At 61.8% G+C, this 21,100-nt stretch carries 16 protein-coding genes; 3 read left to right on the top strand and 13 right to left on the bottom strand.

Annotated features, from left to right (window positions below; genetic code table 11):
- Window positions 1–564 precede the first annotated feature (564 nt).
- From ACZYOF_RS33155 to metC, 3 genes are read right to left on the bottom strand one after another with little or no spacing between them, the layout of a single operon-like run.
- Window positions 565–2,829, bottom strand: coding sequence for a molybdopterin guanine dinucleotide-containing S/N-oxide reductase (locus ACZYOF_RS33155; protein ID WP_463699617.1), 2,265 nt, complete (start codon window positions 2,827–2,829; stop codon window positions 565–567).
- A 42-nt stretch (window positions 2,830–2,871) separates the two neighbouring features.
- Window positions 2,872–3,885 carry a M14 family metallopeptidase gene (locus tag ACZYOF_RS33150; protein WP_463718411.1) on the bottom strand — a complete coding sequence of 338 codons (1,014 nt, stop codon included), beginning with the start codon at window positions 3,883–3,885 and terminating at the stop codon, window positions 2,872–2,874.
- Window positions 3,886–3,940: 55 nt separating this feature from the next.
- Window positions 3,941–5,104, bottom strand: coding sequence for a cystathionine beta-lyase (gene metC, locus ACZYOF_RS33145; protein ID WP_130578131.1), 1,164 nt, complete (start codon window positions 5,102–5,104; stop codon window positions 3,941–3,943).
- Between the two features lie 265 nt (window positions 5,105–5,369).
- Between metC and ACZYOF_RS33140 the strand changes: the two genes are divergently transcribed.
- Window positions 5,370–6,221: a LysR substrate-binding domain-containing protein gene (locus tag ACZYOF_RS33140; RefSeq protein ID WP_130578132.1), complete on the top strand. Its 852-nt coding sequence runs from the start codon at window positions 5,370–5,372 to the stop codon at window positions 6,219–6,221.
- 11 nt (window positions 6,222–6,232) lie between these two features.
- On the opposite strand, the gene ACZYOF_RS33135 is transcribed toward ACZYOF_RS33140, so the two are convergent.
- From ACZYOF_RS33135 to ACZYOF_RS33110, 6 genes are read right to left on the bottom strand one after another with little or no spacing between them, the layout of a single operon-like run.
- Window positions 6,233–6,958, bottom strand: a complete 726-nt coding sequence (locus ACZYOF_RS33135; RefSeq protein ID WP_394569146.1) for a maleate cis-trans isomerase family protein — start codon at window positions 6,956–6,958, stop codon at window positions 6,233–6,235.
- Between the two features lie 54 nt (window positions 6,959–7,012).
- Window positions 7,013–7,951: an ABC transporter ATP-binding protein gene (locus tag ACZYOF_RS33130; RefSeq protein WP_130578134.1), complete on the bottom strand. Its 939-nt coding sequence runs from the start codon at window positions 7,949–7,951 to the stop codon at window positions 7,013–7,015.
- Window positions 7,932–8,966: an ABC transporter ATP-binding protein gene (locus ACZYOF_RS33125; protein ID WP_463718413.1), complete on the bottom strand. Its 1,035-nt coding sequence runs from the start codon at window positions 8,964–8,966 to the stop codon at window positions 7,932–7,934. Before ACZYOF_RS33125 ends, ACZYOF_RS33130 begins: the two co-directional genes overlap by 20 nt.
- Before the next feature lie 17 nt (window positions 8,967–8,983).
- A complete protein-coding gene (locus tag ACZYOF_RS33120) occupies window positions 8,984–9,859 on the bottom strand; it encodes an ABC transporter permease (protein WP_463718412.1) in 876 nt (291 codons plus the stop codon).
- An 11-nt stretch (window positions 9,860–9,870) separates the two neighbouring features.
- A complete protein-coding gene (locus tag ACZYOF_RS33115) occupies window positions 9,871–10,857 on the bottom strand; it encodes an ABC transporter permease (protein WP_130578135.1) in 987 nt (328 codons plus the stop codon).
- Between the two features lie 59 nt (window positions 10,858–10,916).
- A complete protein-coding gene (locus ACZYOF_RS33110) occupies window positions 10,917–12,461 on the bottom strand; it encodes an ABC transporter substrate-binding protein (RefSeq protein ID WP_463718410.1) in 1,545 nt (514 codons plus the stop codon).
- A gap of 664 nt (window positions 12,462–13,125) precedes the next feature.
- Between ACZYOF_RS33110 and ACZYOF_RS33105 the strand changes: the two genes are divergently transcribed.
- Together ACZYOF_RS33105 and ACZYOF_RS33100 are read left to right on the top strand one after the other, a co-directional pair.
- Window positions 13,126–13,623: a cysteine dioxygenase family protein gene (locus tag ACZYOF_RS33105; RefSeq protein ID WP_283813518.1), complete on the top strand. Its 498-nt coding sequence runs from the start codon at window positions 13,126–13,128 to the stop codon at window positions 13,621–13,623.
- Between the two features lie 18 nt (window positions 13,624–13,641).
- Window positions 13,642–15,249, top strand: a complete 1,608-nt coding sequence (locus tag ACZYOF_RS33100; protein WP_463718409.1) for a rhodanese-like domain-containing protein — start codon at window positions 13,642–13,644, stop codon at window positions 15,247–15,249.
- Between the two features lie 1,232 nt (window positions 15,250–16,481).
- Here the strand turns inward: ACZYOF_RS33100 and ACZYOF_RS33095 are convergent.
- From ACZYOF_RS33095 to ACZYOF_RS33080, 4 genes are all read right to left on the bottom strand, one after another.
- Window positions 16,482–16,670, bottom strand: a complete 189-nt coding sequence (locus tag ACZYOF_RS33095) for a hypothetical protein (protein WP_394569741.1) — start codon at window positions 16,668–16,670, stop codon at window positions 16,482–16,484.
- A 51-nt stretch (window positions 16,671–16,721) separates the two neighbouring features.
- Window positions 16,722–17,384 (bottom strand): integrase core domain-containing protein, encoded by a 663-nt coding sequence (locus tag ACZYOF_RS33090; RefSeq protein ID WP_463718408.1) that lies wholly within the window; start codon window positions 17,382–17,384, stop codon window positions 16,722–16,724.
- 434 nt (window positions 17,385–17,818) lie between these two features.
- Window positions 17,819–19,207 (bottom strand): hypothetical protein, encoded by a 1,389-nt coding sequence (locus ACZYOF_RS33085; protein ID WP_463718407.1) that lies wholly within the window; start codon window positions 19,205–19,207, stop codon window positions 17,819–17,821.
- Window positions 19,208–19,763: 556 nt separating this feature from the next.
- Complete coding sequence (locus ACZYOF_RS33080) at window positions 19,764–20,894, bottom strand: glycosyltransferase (protein WP_130578141.1); 1,131 nt, start codon at window positions 20,892–20,894, stop codon at window positions 19,764–19,766.
- Between the last annotated feature and the right edge of the window lie 206 nt (window positions 20,895–21,100).

Below are 21,100 nucleotides of genomic sequence, written 5' to 3'. Positions count from 1 at the left end.
CGTCACCGGCGAGCGACAACACGCCTCAAGCACCTTGCGATCTTTCCGCGAAAGGTGGACTTCTCTTGCTTCGGGGATCATCCATATCTTGAATCACGACTCACGATCCAAGAAAAGTGGGTACTAGTACCTCGACGATGACGAGCTTTACGAAGCAAGAACCACGCCATGTCATTCTGGTCGCCGAGAGTTTCGAGACCGCTGGAGTGACGGACTTGAACAGTTCGTCGACAGCCTCGTTGTAGGAACCCATAAAGCCGCGCGTTTGAAGGAAATGGTGGCGCGATGTGGGGAAAGACGGTAGCGCTCCCCCGCTACCAAGACTACAATTTTGCACGCCAACCTACGATTTTCCGCGATTTTATATCGCTCGATGGTAGCGCCTCGGCCGGAAGCTTACGACGGAAACCAGTAGTCTAAGTCTCCGCTGGCACTGTCTGCAATTGGAGGTAGCGCCTAAACGGCCTGATGCGCGACAGCGGCGTTCTTTCGCGCAGTCCGCGCCGCGCTCCTGTGAAGGACAAGCATGCGCCGCAATCAAGATTGTGGGCGAGGACCAGCAGGTCAGGCGAGCGTGAAACGCTCCACCTCCACGAGGCAACTCATTGCGTTCGGGCCTTGTGTGAGAAGAGATGTGCCGACGTCATGGGTCAGCACATTCGCGGTTCCTGCGCGTTCCGGCGCGCCCTCGTGTTCGATGTCGGGATCGAACCAGGCGCCGGTTGCCATCACCGCCACACCCGATTTGATGCTCGCATCGACCCGCACGCCGGCAAGGCACGCTCCCCGATCATTGAACACCCGCACGAGATCACCGTCCTTGCAGCCACGCGCCGAAGCATCCATCGGGTTGAGGGCGATGCATTCGCGCCGCGCGACTTTGTTGCCTTGAGGGAGCGGCGCGAAATCAAGCTGGCTGTGCAGCCGATCAGCCGGCTGAACAGTAAGCAAGTGCAGTGGAAAACGTTGCGTCGATTCCGCGCCCAGCCATTCTCTTGGTTCGATCCAGGCCGGGTGCGGGCCGCAATCCGGGAGAGCGAAGCCGGCGATGGTCTCGCTGTAGAGTTCGATACGGCCACTCGGCGTCTTTAACGGATGAGCGGCGGGATCAGCCCGGAAATCTCCAAGCAGCACGAAATCTTGATTCGGCTCCGGCAGCTCCAGCATGCCTTCCGCCCAAAAATTCTCGAAATCAGGGAAAGCAATCCCGCCCTGCGCGTTTCCCGCAGCGCAGCGGGCATAGATATCGCGCAGCCAGTTCATCTCATCGCGGCCCTCGGTGAAGGCCGCTTCGTAGCCGAGACGAGCGGCGAGATCTGCGAATATATCGAAATCCGATCGAGCTTCGTGCAATGGAGCGATGGCTTGGTGCATTGCCACCACGAAGCGGTCGCGGGAGGATCCCCCGATATCGTTGCGCTCCAGCGTCGTGGTCACGGGGAGCACGATGTCGGCAAGCCGCGCTGTCGGCGTCCACCAGATCTCGTTGACAACGATCGTTTGCGGACGCCGCCAACCCATGAGCAGACGATTGAGCTGTTGATGGTGATGAAAGGGATTGCCTCCCGCCCAATGAATGAACTTGATGTCGGGATAGGTCTCGCGTCGTCCATCGAAGGCATAAGGAGTGCCTGGCTGGAGGAGCATGTCGGCGATGCGGGCCACGGGAATGGCGCGGCCGAGGGGATTGCGTCCCACCGCCATTTCCGGACCCGGCGTGGCAGGACGCGGATTGCCCACGCCGTTCATGGAGCCATGACCGAATCCGAAGCCACCGCCCGGCAGGCCGACTTGTCCGAGCAGCGCCGACAAGGCGATCGCCATCCAGTAAGGCTGCTCACCGTGCTCGGCTCGCTGGACTGCAAATGAGCAGGTGATGTAGGAGCGTCGGCCGACGAGTTGCGCGGCGAGCCTTGCAATTGCCGCCGCGGGCAGCCCGCAGATTTGCTCGGCCCATTCCGGCGTCTTGGGGACGCCGTCACCGACGCCGCGCACATAGTCGCAAAGCGTTTCGTGCCCAACCGTGTAAGTGGAGAGGAAATTGCGATCCTCACCGCCGATGCGCAGGATTTCGTAGGCGAGCGCGAGCATCAATGCCACGTCGGTATTGGGCCGGATCGGAAGCCATTCGGCGCGCAAAAAGTCGGGGCAATCGCCGCGCGTGGGAGACACGTTGACGACAGGGATGCCTTTCTCGGCAAGGCGTCGCAGCCAGAGCTCCTGCGTGTGCTGCACGGCTCCGCCGGAGGAGACCTGTCCGTTCTTCAGCGCCAGTCCGCCGAAGGCGAGAAAGATCTCGGTATGTTCGAGGATGCTCGGCCACGCGGTGACGCGTCCCGTGAGAGGGCTGTAGGTGCCGATCACATAAGGCAGCAGAAATTGCGCGGTGCCCCAGCTGTAGTTGCCCTGCTGATCCACCGCACCGCCGCCGGAAAAGTAGAAGCGGCGAATGAGCGAGCGTGCGTGGTGGAATCGCCCAGCGGAAGACCAGCCATAGGAGCCTGCGAACAGCGCCTCGCGTCCGTGCTTCGCCTCTACCCGGCGAATCTCCTCGGTGACGAGTTCAAGAGCCTCGTCCCAGTCCACCTCGACCATCTTCTCGCGGCCGCGGCCATCGCCACCGGCGCGGTGGCGATGCTTGAGCCAACTCTCGCGGATCGCAGGCCGTCGGATGCGCCTGTCCGAATAAACCGAGGGAACGATGTTGCCGAGGATCGGCGATGGATTGGGATCGCTTGCGAAGGGCTCGCAACCAACCAGCCGTCCATCTTCGACGACGGCGGTGAACGCACCCCAGTGGGCAAGATGGGGGAAGCGACGCAGGGCCATGGCGATTTCCTTCAGCCGTCTCTTCGTCGGTCCATCGCGGGCTCAAGTCCGTACGTCGGCCCATGCTTCGGCGACGAAAGCAACGCGATCGCCGAAATGCACCACCGGATCGCGGCGGATCCCGATGATCAGCGCGTCGAATGGAAGCGTCACGCGCTCGCGTATCACGCCGTGCAGGTCCATGACCTCGCCCAGAGCCTGCCCGGCCGGAACGATCTGGGTGGGGACGGCATGCACGCGAAAGATTCCTCCCTCAGAGCACGACACGTGGCGGCGCTTGGTCACCTGGCGAAGACTGTGCGGGCCAACAGCCGTCTCGGGCAGAAGACCGAGGCCGCGTGCCAACCCGTCGAAGCCGGCGATGCCTTGCGCGACATGCTCCCGCACAAGGCGTCCGCCGCCGCCAAGCTCGATCATGAAGGAGATCTGTCCGCGGTCGAGGCACTGATAGTCGAGGGCGCCGGCGAGGTTGCCCGGAAGCTCTCCGGTGCCGCCTGCGATGCTCATGCGGCACGCGACGGCGGGTGCGAACGGAGCGACAAGGCGCAACAGCTCGGCCTCGGTGACGCGCCCGTTGGGATGTACCTTGTAGACAGCGTAGGGGTCCGCATCGAAAGCCGTGCCCATAGTGTGCAGGTTCACCAGCGCGTCGGCAGCGGCAGAGGCCTCGAAGAAGATCTTCGCCATACGCTCGGAACTCAGTCCTGCGGCCGCACCAGGAAAGGACTGGTCAAGATCAATATCGTCCTGCGGCGCTTTCTTGCGACGTCCGTCGAAGGCTAGCGGGTTTGCGGTCGAGCTCACCACCACGCTGCCCGAGAGTGCGGAGAGGTCGAGTCCGCGAGCAAAGTCGAGGGCGGCAACGATGCCGTTGATCTCATCGCCGTGGACCTGTCCGTTGAGCCACAGGCACTTTCCCGGCTTGGCGCCCTTGGCAATAAGGTAGGGAATCTCGATGGCCACGCCCGATGCCAGCCGGCCGACGAAGATACCTCCCGTGGTGAGGCTCGCAGGCTTCGCGACAGCGAGGATCTCGGCGAAAGAAGTCTCAGTCATCTGGATGTCCTTGTGCGGTCTCTCGATACAAAGAGTCGGATCTGGCGCGGACGACTCATGTTGCTGCGGTTTCCGCCGCACGCATGGCAGCAAGCGCCTTGGTGAGGTCGGCGATGAGGTCGTCGGAATCCTCAAGGCCAATGTGCAGGCGCACGAGAGTGCCCGAGAGCGGGAAGGGCCGGGCGGTGCGCGTGAAGCGCGCCGGCAAGGCGAGACTCTCATATCCGCCCCAGCTCGAGCCGATGCCGAACAGCTCCAGTGTATCAATGAAGGCCGTGAGCGCGGCTTGAGAGCGGGCCGCGAGCTCGACGCCAAAAAGTGCGGACGAGCCGGTAAAGTCGCGCGACCAGAGCGCATGCCCGGGATCGTGGGGCAGGCCGGGATGCAGCACGCGCCGCACGTCCGGCTGAGCCTGCAGCCAGCGCGCCACCGTGAGCGCGCTTTGCATTTGGTGGCGCATTCTTACGCCGAGCGTGCGCATGCCGCGCAGCACCAGATAGCAGTCGTCCGGGCTCGTGGAAAAGCCGAGGTCCGCCACCACGTTGCGCACCGGCCGCCACCACCGTTCGGTTGTGGCGATCGTGCCCATCATCACATCCGAGTGGCCGCAAATATATTTGGTCGCCGCCTGGATTGATATGTCGACGCCGTGGGCGAGGGCATCAAAGAACAGCGGGCTTGCCCAGGTATTGTCCAACAGAACCGGGATCGAGCGCGCATGGGCGGCCTTCGCGATGGCCGGCACGTCCTGCACCTCGAAGGTGAGCGAGCCGGGGCTCTCGCAGAATATTGCCCGCGTATTGTCACCGATGAGGTCGGCGATACCGGAGCCTAGCAGGGGATCGTAGTAGGTCGTCTCGACTCCATTGCGGGCTAGCAATCCGTCGCAGAACGCGCGCGTGGGTCCGTAGACGGTATCTACCATGAGCAGGTGATCACCCGCCTTGACTACCGCGGTGAGGGCGGCTGTGATGGCGGCAAGACCTGACGGTAGCACGATGGCGCGATGGCAGCCTTCAAGCTTGGCGAGCGCGTGCTCGAGTGCGAAAAGTGTGTCGGTGCCGTGAATGCCGTAACGCAAGGCGCCGAACCGGTCGGCGCGGGTGGCGTCGAAGGCAGCAAGATCCTTGAAGAGAATTGTGGAGGCCCGCGAGATTGGCGGGTTGACGGGGCCGGTGGCCGCACGGCCGCCGCGAACGAGAAGCGTGTCTTTCTTCATGGCACGAACCTCAGGGGCGAAGCGGAGCGGTGCGGCGGGTGCGACCGGAGGAATATTGGATATCTTGCAGGATTGCTAATCGATTGGCAGAAATCTTGCTTGACACCGCGGGAGCGCTCCATGGGTCGTTCGTACTGCCTTCTTACTGAAGAACAGAGGGTTTCGTTACATGATTACGCCCCAAGCCGTGGCCTCACAATTTAAATGTCGCGACGAGACTCATAAGCTACCCTAATTTGTTGACCCGGTTCTCTCTGGATCGTCCATGCGCAATCTCGACCTCGATCTGCTGCGTACATTCGTCGCTATCGCGGATGCCGAAAGCTTTGCCGCGGCGGCGCAACGGGTGCATCGAACGCAATCCGCGGTCAGCCAGCAGATGCAGCGTCTGGAGAGCCATGTCGGCAAATTGCTGATGGTAAAGCAGGGGCGCACGAAGCGGCTCACGGATGACGGCATGAAGCTGCTCGATTATGCCCGGCGCATCATTTCGCTCAATGACGAGGCCAACGCGGCGCTCGCCACCAGGCCGGGGCAAACCGAAGTGGTGCGGCTTGGCGCCAGCAATGATATGGCAGAAAACATTCTGCCGATCATGCTCGGGCGGATCGCCAAGAGCCACCCCAATGTCCTGCTTGAAGTCCGTACCGGTCGCAGCCCTTTTCTGATGGAGGAGCTCAAGAAGGGCGAGCTCGATCTCGCGATCACGACGAGGCTTGATCCAAACCTGCCGCGCATCGCGCTGCGCAGCTCCCCTACGGTGTGGTTGTGTGCAGCTGACTACCAGTTCGAGCGCAAGAAGCAATTGCCGCTTATTCTGTCCAATGAACCAAGCCTATTTCGCGCGCTTGCCATCGACGCGCTGGACCGTGCCCATCTCTCCTGGCGCATCGCTTATCTCAGTCTCAATCTCCTCGCCATTCGCGCGGCGGTGCGGGCCGGCCTGGGAATCACGGCCCGCAACATCGAAATGTTGACGCCGGATCTGCGCGTGCTGGGAGAGGCCGACGACCTGCCGCGGTTGCCGGACGTTACCTTCTATCTCTATATGCGCGATGAAAGCGTTGACGAGGCTGCGCAGCAGGTGTTCGAGACATTCCGGGGCATGGCCTTCTGAGCGACGTATCCTCACGCAGCCTGCCGGAACAGCCGTCCCGGCGCGGAAGGTGCAGCGATTTTCATCTGCGACAAGGCAGCCCACAGGCTCGCCTGGTTGGAGGAGACCACCGGCACGCCCAAAGCCGCTTCAAGCTCGTCGATCTCGTTCATCGTGAGCAGGTTGGTGCAGCTGATGAAAAGGGAGTCGCAGCTGCCAATCTCACCATGATGCGCGCGTGCGAGTTCGGCCACCTGCTCGGAGGTCAGGGCCCGGATTTCGGAGGATTGGGCACAGCGGAAGGCGTCCATGCCTGCGACGGTGACGCCAAAATGCGCAAGAAAGGACGCCTCCACCGCATTCACCGCGTCGGCGTAGGGAGTGATCATGAAGACTCGCTTCGCCCGCAACGCGTGCAGTGCCGCGATTACCGCCTGAGAGGTTGTGACGGCAGGAATACCCGTCAGCGCCTCGATGCGGCGGGACAGTGCTTCTGCCTCGTCCGGTCCGTTGAGAAACGAGCCAGAGGTGCAGGCGTAGACGATGACCTCCGGCTGGGCAAACGCGAGGTCGCGCGCCGCCCGCTCGACGGAGGCGTTCATGGCGAGAAGCTCGTCCTTCGCGACCGCCGTGGAAGTGCGCGAGAGACGATTGTGGTTCATGACCACCCCATCGGGCAGGTAACGTGGCCACTCCCGTTCCACCGCCACATTGGCGGGTGGGGCGAGGACGCCGATGCGGCGGATATCATGGTTCACGGAAAAACCTCATGTGCGATGGGGCCGGCAGCAATAGCTCCCGGGCGATCTTTCTCACGCGAAATGACAGGCGACGCTCTGCCCGCTCGGCATCCGACGCAATGCCGGCTCTTCATCCGAGCAGCGCTCCTGCGCGAAACGGCAGCGTAGGCGGAAGCGGCAACCGGAGGGCACCTGCGAGGCGCTTGGCAAATCACCCTTGAGTACTACCGCCGTTCGCTTCTTCTGCGCATCGTAAGACGGCACCGCGTCGATCAGCGCGCGGGTATAGGGATGGCGCGGGTTTGACCACAGCGTCTCATAGCTCCCGCTCTCCACGATGCGACCGAGATACATCACCAGCACTCTGTCGGTGAAATAGCGCACCACCGACATGTCGTGGGAGATGAACAGGTAGGACAGACCGAGGTCGCGCTTGAGGTCGACCAACAGGTTCAGGATCTGCGCCTGGATCGAGACGTCGAGGGCCGAGACTGGCTCGTCGCAGACAATGAGTTCCGGCTCGAGGATCAGGGCGCGCGCGATGCCGATGCGCTGGCGCTGGCCGCCGGAGAATTCGTGCGGATAGCGGGAGAGCGCGGTGCGGGGCAGGCCGACCCGGTCGATCGTCTCGTTGATCCGCCTGGTGCGTTCGGTCACGTCTCCGAGTCGGTGCACCTTCAGCGCGGTATCCAGCAGGGTCCGCACCGTCTGGCGAGGGTTGAGGGAGCCGAATGGATCCTGGAAGATCATCTGCATCCGTCGGCGATAGGGAATGAGCGCCTTGCCGGATAGTGGCGCGATGTCGGCACCCGAAAAGCGGATCTGTCCGGCCGAGCTCGGAACAAGGCGAAGGATCGTCTTGCCGAGCGTCGACTTGCCACAGCCGGATTCTCCGACCAGGCCGACCGTCTCGCCCTTTCCTACGGTGAAACTGACGTCATCCACCGCTCTGAGGATGCGCCCGTGCGAATGGTAGCTGGTCTGAAGGTTCTCAACGTCCAACAACTGCACGGAAGGGCTCCTCGGAAGGTTCGACGGCAACATGGCAGGCCACGAGCCGGTCACGGAACGGTACAAGTGCAGGAGGTGCATGATAGCAAGCCTCAGTCGCCTGCGAGCAGCGCGGCGCGAAGGCGCAACCTCGCTCGCCTGCAGCAGAGGCGACGCTTCCAGGAATCTCGCTCAACCTCGCGTTGCTGTAGTGGGTTCCGTCATCGAGCCTCAACGTTGCCCGCATGAGGCCCTGAGAATAGGGATGGACTGGCCGTTCGAACAGGTCGTGCGCCGCGGCCTGCTCCACAATGCGGCCGGCATACATCACAGCTACTCGATCGGCCCATTGCGCCACCACGCCGAGATCGTGGGTAATCAGGAGCAGCGCCATCTGAAGCTGCCTGCGCAAGCTGTCGAGTAGTTCGAGAACTTCCGACTGCAGGGTGACGTCAAGGGCGGTCGTGGGCTCGTCGGCGATGACGAGCTGCGGATTGCACGACACTGCCATCGCAATCATCACCCTTTGGCGCATGCCGCCCGACATGTTGTGGGGATAGTCGTCATAGCGCCTGGCGGCGTCGGGAATCCGTACGAGGTCCAGCAGCTCCGCTGTGCGGGTCCGCGCCTGTGTCCAGGTGAGCTTCTCGTGCCGTACAAGCCCTTCGGCAATCTGGTCGCCGATGGTCCGCACCGGATTGAGCGAGGTCATGGGCTCCTGAAGAATGAGGCCGATGCGTTTGCCTCGGATGTTCCGGAGCGCGCGGGCATCGGTCCTGAACAGGTCGATGCCGTTGAAGTTGACCTCTCCGGCGACGGCGGTGCCGCGAGGCAGCAGGCGCATCAGCGCGAAGGAGGTGGCCGACTTGCCGCAGCCGGATTCACCCACGAGGGCGAGGGTCTCACCGTGGTCGATGTGAAAGGAGATATCGCGTACCGCAAGGTGGCCAGGGAACGCCACCGAGAGGTTGCGCACGTCCAGAAGCGGCCCTTGCGATCGGAGGATCGATCCGGGAGTCCTGGTGGACGGCGGCATGGCGGAATTCGGCGCGGTCATCGTTCTCGCATCCTCGGATTGAAGATCTCGTTGAGGCCGTCGCCGATGAGGTTGAGGGCGAGCACCGTGAGCGCCGTGGCGGTGCCTGGAAGGGCGGTGAGAAACCACGCCGTCCGCAACATCTCTCGCCCGTCTCCGATCATGGAGCCCCACGAGACAACATTCGGGTCACCCATGTTGAGGAACGAAAGCCCGGTCTCGGTGAGGATTGCGCCGGCGACCATCACGGAAGCGGTGACCACGACCGGCGGCAAGGCGTTAGGCAGGATCTCGACGAAGATGATGCGCGTGTCGGAGTAACCGAGGCTGCGTGCCGCCATGACGAAATCCTGCTCGCGCAGGGAACGGAACTGCGCGCGTACCAGGCGCGCGATGGTCGGCCAGGACGCGATCCCAATGGCCAGTGCGATGACCTTGAGCGAGGGTTCTCCGATGGCGACGATGACGACGACCAGGAGAAAGGCTGGTACCGTCTGGAACAACTCGGTGACGCGCACCAGTACGTTGTCCGCTAAGCCGCCGAAATAGCCGCCCACGGCGCCCACCAGCGTGCCGATGAGCAGGCCGATCGAGGCCGCCGAGAAGCCGATGATCAGTGAGACCCGCGCGCCATGTACGAGGCCGGCGGCTATATCTCGACCGAGAGAATCCGTGCCGAGCGGGAACTCCATCTTCTGGAACGGCCACAAAAGGGGAGGACCCACCAGGTCCTGCGGATCGCCCGGATAAAGCAGGTCGGCCACGCAAGCTAGCGTCATCACGACGCCAAGAATGAGAAGACCGGCGACAAAGGTCGGTTGCCTGAGGAAGGCGGAAAGTCGACCGTTCTTCGCTGCCGGAACGGCAAGAAGGGTGACGGGGAGGCTCGTCATATTGGTCGACATCAAACGGACTCGATGCGCGGGTCAAGCCATGCGTGCAGCAGGTCGATAAGCACGTTGGCAACGATGACTACGAAGGATGACAGAAGGAGAACGCCGAGCAGGACGTTGAAGTCGCGCGCCATCACAGCGTCGAGCGCGAGCCGTCCCATGCCCGGCCAGCCGAACACCGTCTCCACGACGATGGCTCCGCCCAGCAGATTGCCGAGGTGGAGGCCGGCAACCGTGGTGACCGGGATCAGTGCGTTGCGCAGCACGTGACGCATCTGAATGGCGAAGGGGCCGAGGCCCTTGGCCTCAGCGGCGCGTACGAAGTCCTGCCGCTCCACTTCAAGCATGGCGGAGCGGGTCAGCCGCGCGTACACCGCGGTGAAGAAGCAGGCGAGGGAGATGCTGGGAAGCACCAGATGGGTGAGAAGGTCGCCCATTCGGGCAAGACCGGTCAGGTCGGCGCCGACGGTCATCGCGCCTCCGCTCGGCAGCCAGCCGAGCTTCACCGAGAACAGCACGATGATCATCAGGCCCACCCAGAAGCCTGGTGCCGAATAGAGTATCAGCACGAACAGCGACAAAGCGCGATCCGGCCAGCGCCGCGCGAAGGCGGCCATGAACGCGCCAAAGGCGATGCCGACTACAAGCGAGAGTACGAAGGCGCTCAGCATCAGCAGCAGCGTGAAGGGCAGGCGCGACATGATCAGATCGCCCACGGGGGTGTTGTAGCGCGGAGAGAAGCCGAGACTGAGATGGGCGAGGTGATCGAGATAGTTGGCAAGCTGTATCAGCACCGGCTGATCGAGTCCGAACTGCTTTCGGAGGGCTGCCATCGTCTCGGCCGTGGCGGAGCCGGATTCACCGGCGATCACGTCGGCCGCGTCGCCGGGTACAAGTTGCAGCAGAAGGAAGTTCAAGACCACGATGCCGAGCACTACCGGCAACGCCTGGATGGCGGTACGACTCAGGCTCTTGCCTGCACGGGAAAGAAGGCGCATCGAGCGGGCCTCACAGGTTCAATGGACGGTTCCGGCGAGCCGACGCCGGGGGGCGTGACTCATTTGACATAAAGGTGCGCAAGGTTGCCTTCGGCGCCGTCAGCGGTCGTCGCGAGATCGTGGATCTTCGCGTTGTGCAGGGTGAGGAACGTGGGCGAGACGAGGTTGAGGTCGGGAATGTCTTCCGCCACGATGTCCTGGAACTTCTTGAACAGTCCGACACGGGTCTTGGGGTCGTTCTCTACCGCGGCCTGCTCCAGCAGCCGGTCCACTTCCGGATTCGAATAGTGGGTTGCATTGGAGAAGGGCACGCCCTTGACGAAACTCTTCGACCAATAGAGTCGCTGCACACCAACAGTGGGATCGAAGAGATTGCTCGCGCCGTTCACTGCGAAGTCGAAATCGCGATCCGTGTAGATGCGCTTTACGAAGGCGGAGATGTCCTGTGCGCGCAGGTCGACTGCAATGCCGATCCTGGCGAGTGAGGCGCGGATATATTCGGCGAGGCGCCGCCCCTCGGTGGTGATAGGATTGAAGTCGAGCGTGAGACGGAACCGCGTCTTGCCATCGGTCGGCTTCAGTCCCGCCTCGTCGAGCAGCTTCGCGGCGGCTTTCAGGTCGTAGGCGTAGGGGCTCGGCGTCGGGTCGTGAAATTCCTTCAGTCCCGGGGCGATGGGCGAGTTGGTGATGGTGGCATATCCATAGTGGATCGTGTTCACGATGACCTTGCGATCGATGGCATGGGCCACCGCTTCCCGAACCCGCTTGTCCCTGAAGTACTGGTTGTCGAGGTTGAATTCGAGACGTGTCACGTTGTACGAATAGCTTGCGCCTTTGGTCTCGAATTTCAGGTTCGGGAGGCTTTTCAGGCGGTCGAGATCGGATAGCGCCACGGGGGTGCGATAGCCGAAGTCCACGCTGCCGGATTCGAACGCAATCGAGCGGGCGGCCGCATCGGGAATGAACTTGACCACCAGTCGGTCGATCTTCGGATCGGGTTTACCCCAGTAGTCTGGGTTGCGCTCGTAGACGATATAGTTGCCGCGCTGCCATTCCTTGAACTTGAACGGGCCCGTGCCGATTGGCGTGTTGCCGTTGGGGTTGGACGCGGCGTCCGTGCCATCATAGAGATGCTTCGGGACGATGGGTGTCTCGGTCGAGGCAAACGCTTTGATCAGATAGGGCGCAGGTTGCGACAGCTTGATCACCAGGGTCTGTGGATCAGGGACTTCCACTGATGTCACATTGGCAAAGGTGGAGCGCCCGCGTGGATGCACCTTCTTCAGGAGGTTGATCGAGAAGGCGGCATCTGCGGCGGTGAAAGGCTTGCCGTCGTGCCAGCGCACGCCTTCCCGCAGCTTGAAGCTGTATTCTTTGCCGTCCGGGCTGATGTTCCACGAGGTGGCGAGGAGCGGCTCCGGGCTGAGATCTTCGTTGTATTCAAGCAGGCCTTCGGTGACCTTGCCGCTCACGGCGAGGGCGGTCGTGGCGACGTTCGTGAGGGAGACGAGGGTCGGCGGTTCGGTGGCGAGCACCATGGTGGCCGTCTCGGCGTGGGCGGGCGTAAGCCATGCGCCAGCGCAGAGCACGGTCGATGCCAGCACGCTTTTGATCCATCGGGTGGTCCTCCTGCTCTCCGGCAAGCTGCCTCGTGCGGGTCCGCAGCCGTTTTGGCGTTGCCCGATACGTTCAATCGTCATCGTTCCCCTCAGTTATCTCGACAGCTTTGTCTCGATTTTAGCGGACTGCGTCTTGCGCGCGGTCCAGCTGGTTGCCCCCGTTCGCGCCCCGACGCGCGCCGGGAGGTTGCTACAGAATTGCTTATGGATGGCCGTGATGATGCGCCGATCCTCATCTGCCTCTGTCCGCCCAACGCTCGACATTGAAACGCTCGGAAAACCTGCGTGCCTTCTAATTGAGCCTGTCCACGAAGCGGGCACAATTTAAAAGTTCGATGCCAACCGGTAAGGAAATCTAATCGATTGTATGAGGTCCGCTTGAACGTACTGCTGTAGCTTTGATTTTTCGTGTGTTTCTCTGGCGCAAGAAAATGCGGCCAGAATACATTAGGAATTCTGATGTTGGGGCATGGCAGAATTAAATTGTTGGACGGTTCCCTGTGGCGTAGTCCTGCAGACAGATACCGCTCTCGCTGTCATTTGCCGTCGAGGAGACCCCATGGGTGTGAATGAGACCCGTCGCGACACGGTTCGTTCGACGATCGAACGCATTAGAATTGCTACTGCAAAGGCTCCCTTGGAGCGCGCTGTGCTCAACGAGGTCCTCATCGAACTCCGCGGGCTTGCAGCTCGCGCCGAACTCTGGTCGCCAGACGCATATCCGCTGCCCGACGTCGAGACACGCCAGGCGCGCTACCTGATCCAGGAAGATCCCGATCGCAGTTTCGCCCTCTATCTGAACGTGATGTTGCCCGGACGGCGCATTCCGCCACACAACCACACGACCTGGGCCTGCGTCGCAGGGATCGAAGGAGAGGAGCACAATTTCGTGTACCGTCGCCTCGACGATGGGACGAAGCCCGGACACGCGGAGCTCGAATTGTCCGATCTCGTTGTCGTGGGACCGGGCACGGGGATAGCGTTGATGCCTGACGACATCCATTCGGTGGAGATCCGTGGCGACAAGCCCATTCGTCATCTGCACATGTATGGTCGAGCGCTTGAGACGCTGACTGAACGCTCCACCTTTGATCTTGAGGCCAAGACGGCGAAGCCCATGGCGATCGGCGTTCAGACCCGACGCTGACACTGGAATCTCGAACAGATGAACGAAGCATCGACTGCCGCCGCTGCGGCGCCGGCGCGTATTGGCGCGCTCGAACTCAAGCGCTGGCTCCATGATGGCGCCGAGATCGCCCTGCTCGATGTGCGCGAGCATGGCCAGTATGGTGAAGCACATATCTTTCTTTGTGTGTCCCTACCCTACAGTCGGCTTGAAAGCGACATCCAGCGCCTGGTGCCGCGGATCGGCACTCGCATCGTCATCTATGACGACGGAGCGGAGGGCGTCGCGCCCGGGTTGGCCGAGCGAGCTGCCGTCCGCCTGACCGCCCTCGGCTACGAGCACGTGTTCATTCTCGAGGGCGGCGCGCCTGCATGGCGCGAGGCCGGGTTTCAGTTGTTCGCCGGCGTGAACGTGCGCAGCAAGACCTTCGGCGAACAGGCCGAGCTGTCATTTCATACACCGCGCATCAGCGCGCGCGAGCTGTCCGATCGGCTCGTGCGTGGCGATGACTTGGTGGTGCTCGACGGTCGCCCGGTCGACGAATACCGCAAGATGAGCATCCCGACGGCGGTGTGCTGCCCCAATGGCGAGCTGGCGCTGCGAGCCGATCTGCTTGCGCCAAATCCCTCGACCACCATTGTCGTCAACTGTGCCGGACGCACGCGCAGCATCATCGGCGCGCAGACCCTGATCGATCTGGGTCTCCCAAATCCGGTGTTCGCACTCGAGAACGGCACCCAGGGCTGGTTCCTGGAAGATCTGCCGCTGGATCATGGTGCCGACCGGTTCTATCCGGCGCCGCCTGCCGACGAACGGCTGCCGGAGCTGCGCCGACGCGCTCTCGACTTTGCCGCGCGATGGCAGGTGCCGTTTGTGCATGCCGACACGGTGGACACCTGGCTGACGGATTCAGGGCGCACGACCTATCTTTGCGACGTGCGCACGCCGGAAGAGTTCGCCGCCGGCAGTCTGCCACGGGCCCAAAGCACTCCGGGCGGCCAGCTCATCCAGGCGACCGATCAATTCATCGGGACATGTGGTGCCCGCTTGGTGGTGTTCGACAGTGAAGGCGTGCGTGCGCCGGTGATCGCGGCCCGCTTGCGACAGATGGGCTGGGATGCGCAGGTACTCGTCGAAGGCGCGGCAGCGCACCTGTCTCCTCTTCACGAAAGGCCGCTGCCGTTGCCGCTGCCGCTGCTCCGCACGGTTTCAGCCGACGCGCTCGCCGGCATGGACGGGATTCAGTTGCTCGATCTGCGTTCGAGCTCGGCCTATCGGAAGGGGCACCTGAAGGGGGCTGTATGGACGATCCGCCCACTGCTTGCGAGCCTGGCGCTGCCATCCGGCATGCGCGTGGTGCTCATAGCCGATACGGCCGAGACGGCGCGGCTTGCGGCCCTGGATCTTGCCGAGCGCGGCGTGCACGATCCGCTCCTGCATGTCGCTGATTCGAAAGCGTGGGCAGCCGCCGGTCTTGCAGTGGAAGCAACGCCGGTTCTCCCGGCCGATTCGAACTGCATCGATTTCCTGTTCTTCGTGCATGATCGGCATCAGGGCAACAAGGAGGCAGCGCGCCGGTATCTGGCTTGGGAGACAAACCTCCTGTCTCAGATCGATTCAGAGGAACGCGAGGCTTTTCGCATATGAAATCCTGGCTCGGTGTTTACGGGCTCCCTGAGCACGAAAGAAAGACAGCGGGCTCGCCGGTTCAAACGTTTGGCTTGTCGCCAGTTGCCTCGTACGCGGCACGGAGGCGGTGATGCGGCCTCTTCGTCCAGCAACGCGGCTTCTGCGCGCCGGACGTTCTGACCGCGGCTGGGTCAACACGCCGGTTACCCGGGGCGGCACCTTTGTTTTTGATTATGTTGAAAATTGGCGTGACACGCGAGCGCGGCGTGAGCATGAGCGTCCTGTGTCCTACGGAGCGCAGGGGACAGACAGCACGCACGCGCTCGAGGATGCGTCGGTGGAGCTCGAGGGGGGTATCGTGCCGCCCTTTATCCTACCGGACAGGCTGCGATCGCAACAGTGATGCTCGCAACGGCTGAAGGCTGACGATCATGTACTGATCACCGACGCAGGCCATCGTTGCGGCGATCGAAACGGTGCTTGATGAGCCTAAGCTGCATACGCGCGACCTTAAGGGACCGGCGAGCACGGCCGCGTGTGGCAAGGCCTTCCGACGCGCTTGGTTGACGGGCGCACATCGCGGAGCCGCGAGCAATCGATCACCACACTTGCCGAGAGCGCGGCCATCCGCGCCGTTCTTGATGCGCACGCGGCTGATAGTCGCACCGAGGCCGAACGCAATGCTGATCGGACATCACGGCCCGCGGCGCGGGCATTCGAGGAGCCGTTAGACGATCCTCAGACGCCTCGCTCGGAAAAATAGATTAATGACCCGGCCTGCACTTGCCAGTGTCCACGAAAGCGGCCGCCGCGCTCAGCCGGGGCAATTCTACGAGGTCGACAACTTGAAACCACCATCGGAATGTCTCACTGGCCTCATCGCGGGCCCACAGTACGACCGCGGAGCTGGAAGGGCGCTCCCTTTCGAATTTTCCACGACCTAGCTCGCTTTCAAACGACCTGCGGTTTGCGGCCGTTCAACACCGCTCTTCAAGCGTGTAAAGCGACTCTCGCCCAGACTCGCGAACTGCTTTATGCGAAAGATTGGATGACGTATCGTAGGTTTGGCTGGTGTGGGGAAAGGCGGTAGCGCTCCCCCGCTACCATCGGTCTCGTCACCCTAGAACAGTTCGGGGACACCTCGATCCCGCAAAGCTCTGCAAGCTTCCCCCTGACTTCGACTTCGAAGGATACGGTGTTCGGCGGTGCTGTCACCATGACGGCCGAAAAGAGTGTGCGGATTGCATCGATCACGCGGGGACGATGGTCTGCCAATGCCTTGCAATGCCTTGTCCCTTTCCAAAGCCTCCGCCAAATCGACCACGGCACGCTTGTATAGGCCTCAGCGCGGTGGGATGCAGGGCAATCACATCCGGCTCTTTGGCCATCTGTCGAAGCCCCTCGGCGATTTGATAGCGCTCGTCCTTCAGTTCGTTCATTCGGGGTGCGATGATATCGAGGGGCACAGTCCTGTGTGTACCGAAAACCGGCTAGACCCGAACGTAGTGATGATGAAGCCCGCCAAGGATGGCGTGGAATTGAATGCCTCCTATCCGTTGAACCGGACGAGAGACCGGCGCATCCTTATCCAACGACCGATGCGTTCTAATGTCATTGTAGTAGCGGGCATAGGATCGCAGCATCCGGCGGAGATGGGCCTCGCTGAAAACGACGATATGATCCAAACACTCACGCCGGATCGATCCGATCAGCCGTTCGGCACGGCCATTCTGCCACGGCGAGGCTGGGGCGGTCGGCTTGTCCCTGATGCCCATGGCGCGCAATCGGCGCGTGACAACGCTGCCATGGATCCGGTCGCGATCGCGGATGAGGTAGTGCGGAGCCTCGTCCCAAGGAAATGCCTCGGTTATTTGACGGGCCACCCATTCCGCCGTCGGATTTGCGGTGACGTTGATCCAGACGAGGTCTCTGCGGTCCAGCCGGACGACGACGAAGGCCCAGAGCAGGTCGAACCCGATCGTTGGAACAACGAACAAATCCATGGCGGCAATGTCCGGCGCGTGGTTGCGCAAGAAGGTTTGCCATCCCTGGCTGGGTGCCCGCGTCGCTTCACCATGTACTTGGCGACGCTGGACTGCGCGATCTCGAACCCGAGCTTGAGCAGTTCGCCATGAATGCGTGGCGCGCCCCAAGGCGGATTGTCGACGCTGATTCGCCGGATCAACACGTGCAGCCGGTGTCGATCGGCGGTCGGCCTCCTGGAGATCGCGACTTCCAACGCCAGTAGCAGCGAAAGCCGGCCCGATGCCACCGCACGAGCGCCTCGGGCCGGATGACGGTGAGGACTGACAGGATTGACGGAAACCAGCGATACAGTCGGACCAGGAACCAGCGATCCTGGTTCGTGAGCCGGACGCGACCATGCGGCCTCCGCCGCAAGACCATCAACTGATGTGAAGTACCGCGTTCTCAGCTTCAAGCCGCAGCCTCGACTTGAACGGCGAGGTCGGGACGGCCAGCACGAAACAGAGAAGCCCAATCATTCCATTAGCTTAGGCGATTCCTTCACATCATCAACTCGGACAAGGTTTTCGGTACACACAGGTTTCCCCGGAGATCATCGTTTTCAAAACGGCGGTGGGCCGGGCTTGCCGAGGGGCACCCGCGGTCCGCTCAGCATTCTCATGGTCGTCATCAGAATGACAGCCAGAATCGGTGCCAGTAATAGTCCGCCGGAAAACAACGCAGTGTTCAATGCCGTCGTTAAGAGCGTGAACAGGCCCGCGCTCAAGACAGCGATCGCAACCACCGATTTGCCTCGTGCCAGGAATGTCAGATCAATGCCACGGCAGATCGCGCCAGCAATGATGCTGTACACAAAAACGCCGACGTAGGAGAAATCCGTCCAGGCATCCGCGATAAACAGAGTAGGGCTGGTGATGTCGTGGGTGTTATGCCAGATATAGCTCACTAAACCGTAGCTCGGAACATAGGGAACGCCCGTCAGAATTGCGATAGGGCGAATGTTGGCGCCCCACATGAACGGGTGCAGCGCCGGGAAAACGGCGAAATTCTCGACGAGCGTCTCGTTCTCCATTTCGAAGACGCGTGAATAGACCGTTTCGATGAACGAGGCTCCCTCCGGAAGAATGACAATCAGCCGCGTAGCGGTATAGATCAGGAGCGAGACCACGAAAGCACCCGCGACCGTTGCCCGCCATGAGATCCTGTTGGTGAAGGTGAGCATGCCAGCCAGTGCGATTTGGATCAGAAAGAATGCTGGCGGCGCCTTGCTCAACAGCTCGATCTTTCCGATTATGGCAACCAGAAAGAGCAGCACCGCCGCCAAAACTAACGGCCAGCGTCTGCGCAAAGTCCCAGCGAGAAATCCCCAGATCACCAGCATGGGCGCAACGGCACTGAGCAGCACGCGGTAAACATAGCTAGGGCTGTCGGCGAAATGGGCGCGATAGGCGTCCCGCGCGTCATTGTCGCCCTTGATCGAATAAAAGTACTGGATCGTGCCGAGGTGGTTTTCGCGGACCGAGACAAAGAGCATGAACAGAAACAGGACAGATATGGTAATCAGCAAAATGAGATGACCATGCTGCTCGTCGCGAACGGGCTCGCCGCTCCACTTTGCGACCGCGGCGTCGGTTAAGGTTGCGCGCGCGGAAAAAAGGCGACCTACGAGCTCGATGCCGACGATAACGCCGACATACATCAAGGCGAGCGAGAAGTTCAAGGATATGATAACGGGATCGATATCCCCGATCTTTTCCTTGATCAGCGGGAACATCGATGAGAAGACCCTGATGTTCCCCAAGAGTGGCCGGATCAGAAAGCCAAATTGTCCTGAGGATAGGGTAAAGCTCAAAGCTGCCGGCCCATAAATGAGTAGCAGCGAGCCGACCAGCATCGTCGTCGTCGTGACGAACAGCCGCAGTCGCAGGATGAGGTAGAGCGCTGCAGCGATCATGGCAGCGGCAGCGATGACATAGCTAGTGAACAGCATTATTACTCTAACGGAACTGGTAAGGTCACAACAGCATACAGATCGGCGAACTCCAATTCATCCCTTCTGGAGCTGCTTGTTTCGTTATGATTAGTTTAGGCTCACGTTGAACACCCCCTCCGACGCAACGAAGGAATCACGACTCGCGATTCGAGGGAAATCCAAAATGGAATTGCAAAATACCCGAGCATCGAGCCGCAAAAGGTTGCAATCTCAAACGTCGCCTTAATCGGAAAATCGACTCCCGCTCAATGGCTGAGAGATTTTTCACGGCCGACCAATCACTTCGACGCCCTGCACCTGCTTCGTCTCTACGCTTCCGATGCGAAACCCCGCCGGAAGAGGCGAGGGACGTTCCGGAGCGGGCGGTTGCCGTCAATCCGCCCTCGTCCGATGTCTACTTTGATCTCGGTACCGCGCTTTTGAGCTGAGGCGCTATGACGACGCGCGACGATGGCGGTTCAACCTGATTCCTTCGTGTCGTCGCGAGCAGGCAAAAGCACTCGCGGTCGGCTACTGTTTTATTCAGTTGTGATGCCCGACCGTGTGCTGGGCATCACACGTGAGTGTGGCCGAGACCGGCCAACTGCGCCTGCTCAGCCAGCACCGTCTCGTAGAGATCGAAATAGGCCTTCGCCATCGCCTCCGCGGTGAACAGCGCCAAGTAGCGGGCACGGGCGCGCGCGCCCATGGCGGCGGCCATCGCCGGGTTCTCCCAAAGCCGGCACATCGCCGCGCCCAGTGCCGCGGTGTCGCCGCCCGGCACGATGAAGCCCGTCTCGCCCTCAAGATTGACATGGCTCGTGCCGGTGCCGATCTCGCAGGAGATCATCGGCTTGCCCGCGCGCGCCGCTTCCAAGAGCGCCACGCCGAAGCCTTCCGAGCGCAGGTGCGAGGGAAACACGAAACCGTCGGCGAGCGAGAGCACCGCGTCCTTGTCACGTTCGTCAAGCTCACCGAGAAGCGTCAAGCTGGCCGGGCGGTTCCTCTCCAGCTTGGTTGCCATTTCGCCCGAGCCCACGACCACCACCGGCAGCCCGGTTGCCCGTGTCGCTTCGACCAGCACGGTGAGCCCTTTGTAGTAGCGGAGCGCCCCGACGAAGAGCAGGAAGCGTGCCCCGAGCCGCTCGCGCCAGGAGGCAGCGCGCGCCGGTTCCACTCGTTCCATCTCGGCGATGCCGATGGGGATGACCCCGAGCCGGTCGGCATAGTGAGGCAACACCGGGCTTGTTTGCGCATAGGCCGGCGAGGTGGCGACGATGCGATCCATGGCCGCGAGAAAACGGTGCATCAGCGGCGCATAGAACCGGCCGAGTAGGCGCTGGCGCACCACGTCGGAGTGATAGGTGACGATGCTAGGCCGGCCGGCATTGCCGTAGAAGTGCAGCAGGTCCATCAGCGGCCAGGGAAAATGGTAGTGGACGAGGTCCGCCTCGCGAGCGAGTTCGCGAAAGCGGCTGAAGGCTCTGAAGGAGAGGCTGGTCGAGGCGAGGTGAATGTCTTCGCGGGCGCGGTGCGAGAGGTGGGTGCCTACCTGCACGCTAGCTGGACCTCCGTTGGGACTCAGCGAGAAGACCTGTGAGGCGGCACCGAAGAGCTTCGTGCCCTCGCAGATCTCGTAGATCACCCGCGCCACGCCGTCGAAATTGTCCGGCAGGTACGTCTTGTAAACATGGAGTATGTTCACGGCGTGGCCGCCTGCTCCGCGCTGGCGGCGCGGGATGCCGGATTGCCCGCTTGCGTGCGCAATGATGGCCGAGGTCGTGGGGAATGTCAGATATTTTGTGTAAGAGACTTCTGTGAAGGGTGAATTGCAGTCGTTTGTTTTATCAGCCGGACATTGGTGTCGATCCCATGGTGGCTAACAGTGGCCGGGCAGCAAGCTCTGTCAAG

The organism is Bradyrhizobium sp. LeoA1Lang (assembly GCF_055413685.1).
The sequence above is the reverse complement of the archived record's forward strand: the minus strand, read 5'-3'. Positions and strand labels throughout refer to the sequence as shown.

Excerpts from the sequence above, each read along its gene's own strand:
- ACZYOF_RS33100 (WP_463718409.1), top strand. The coding sequence starts at position 13,642 with ATGAACGAAGCATCGACTGCCGCCGCTGCGGCGCCGGCGCGTATTGGC.
- ACZYOF_RS33095 (WP_394569741.1), bottom strand. The coding sequence starts at position 16,670 with ATGAACGAACTGAAGGACGAGCGCTATCAAATCGCCGAGGGGCTTCGA.
- ACZYOF_RS33085 (WP_463718407.1), bottom strand. The coding sequence starts at position 19,207 with ATGCTGTTCACTAGCTATGTCATCGCTGCCGCTGCCATGATCGCTGCA.
- ACZYOF_RS33155 (WP_463699617.1), bottom strand. The coding sequence starts at position 2,829 with ATGGCCCTGCGTCGCTTCCCCCATCTTGCCCACTGGGGTGCGTTCACC.
- ACZYOF_RS33115 (WP_130578135.1), bottom strand. The coding sequence starts at position 10,857 with ATGCGCCTTCTTTCCCGTGCAGGCAAGAGCCTGAGTCGTACCGCCATC.
- ACZYOF_RS33120 (WP_463718412.1), bottom strand. The coding sequence starts at position 9,859 with ATGACGAGCCTCCCCGTCACCCTTCTTGCCGTTCCGGCAGCGAAGAAC.
- ACZYOF_RS33150 (WP_463718411.1), bottom strand. The coding sequence starts at position 3,885 with ATGACTGAGACTTCTTTCGCCGAGATCCTCGCTGTCGCGAAGCCTGCG.
- metC (WP_130578131.1), bottom strand. The coding sequence starts at position 5,104 with ATGAAGAAAGACACGCTTCTCGTTCGCGGCGGCCGTGCGGCCACCGGC.
- ACZYOF_RS33125 (WP_463718413.1), bottom strand. The coding sequence starts at position 8,966 with ATGCCGCCGTCCACCAGGACTCCCGGATCGATCCTCCGATCGCAAGGG.
- ACZYOF_RS33140 (WP_130578132.1), top strand. The coding sequence starts at position 5,370 with ATGCGCAATCTCGACCTCGATCTGCTGCGTACATTCGTCGCTATCGCG.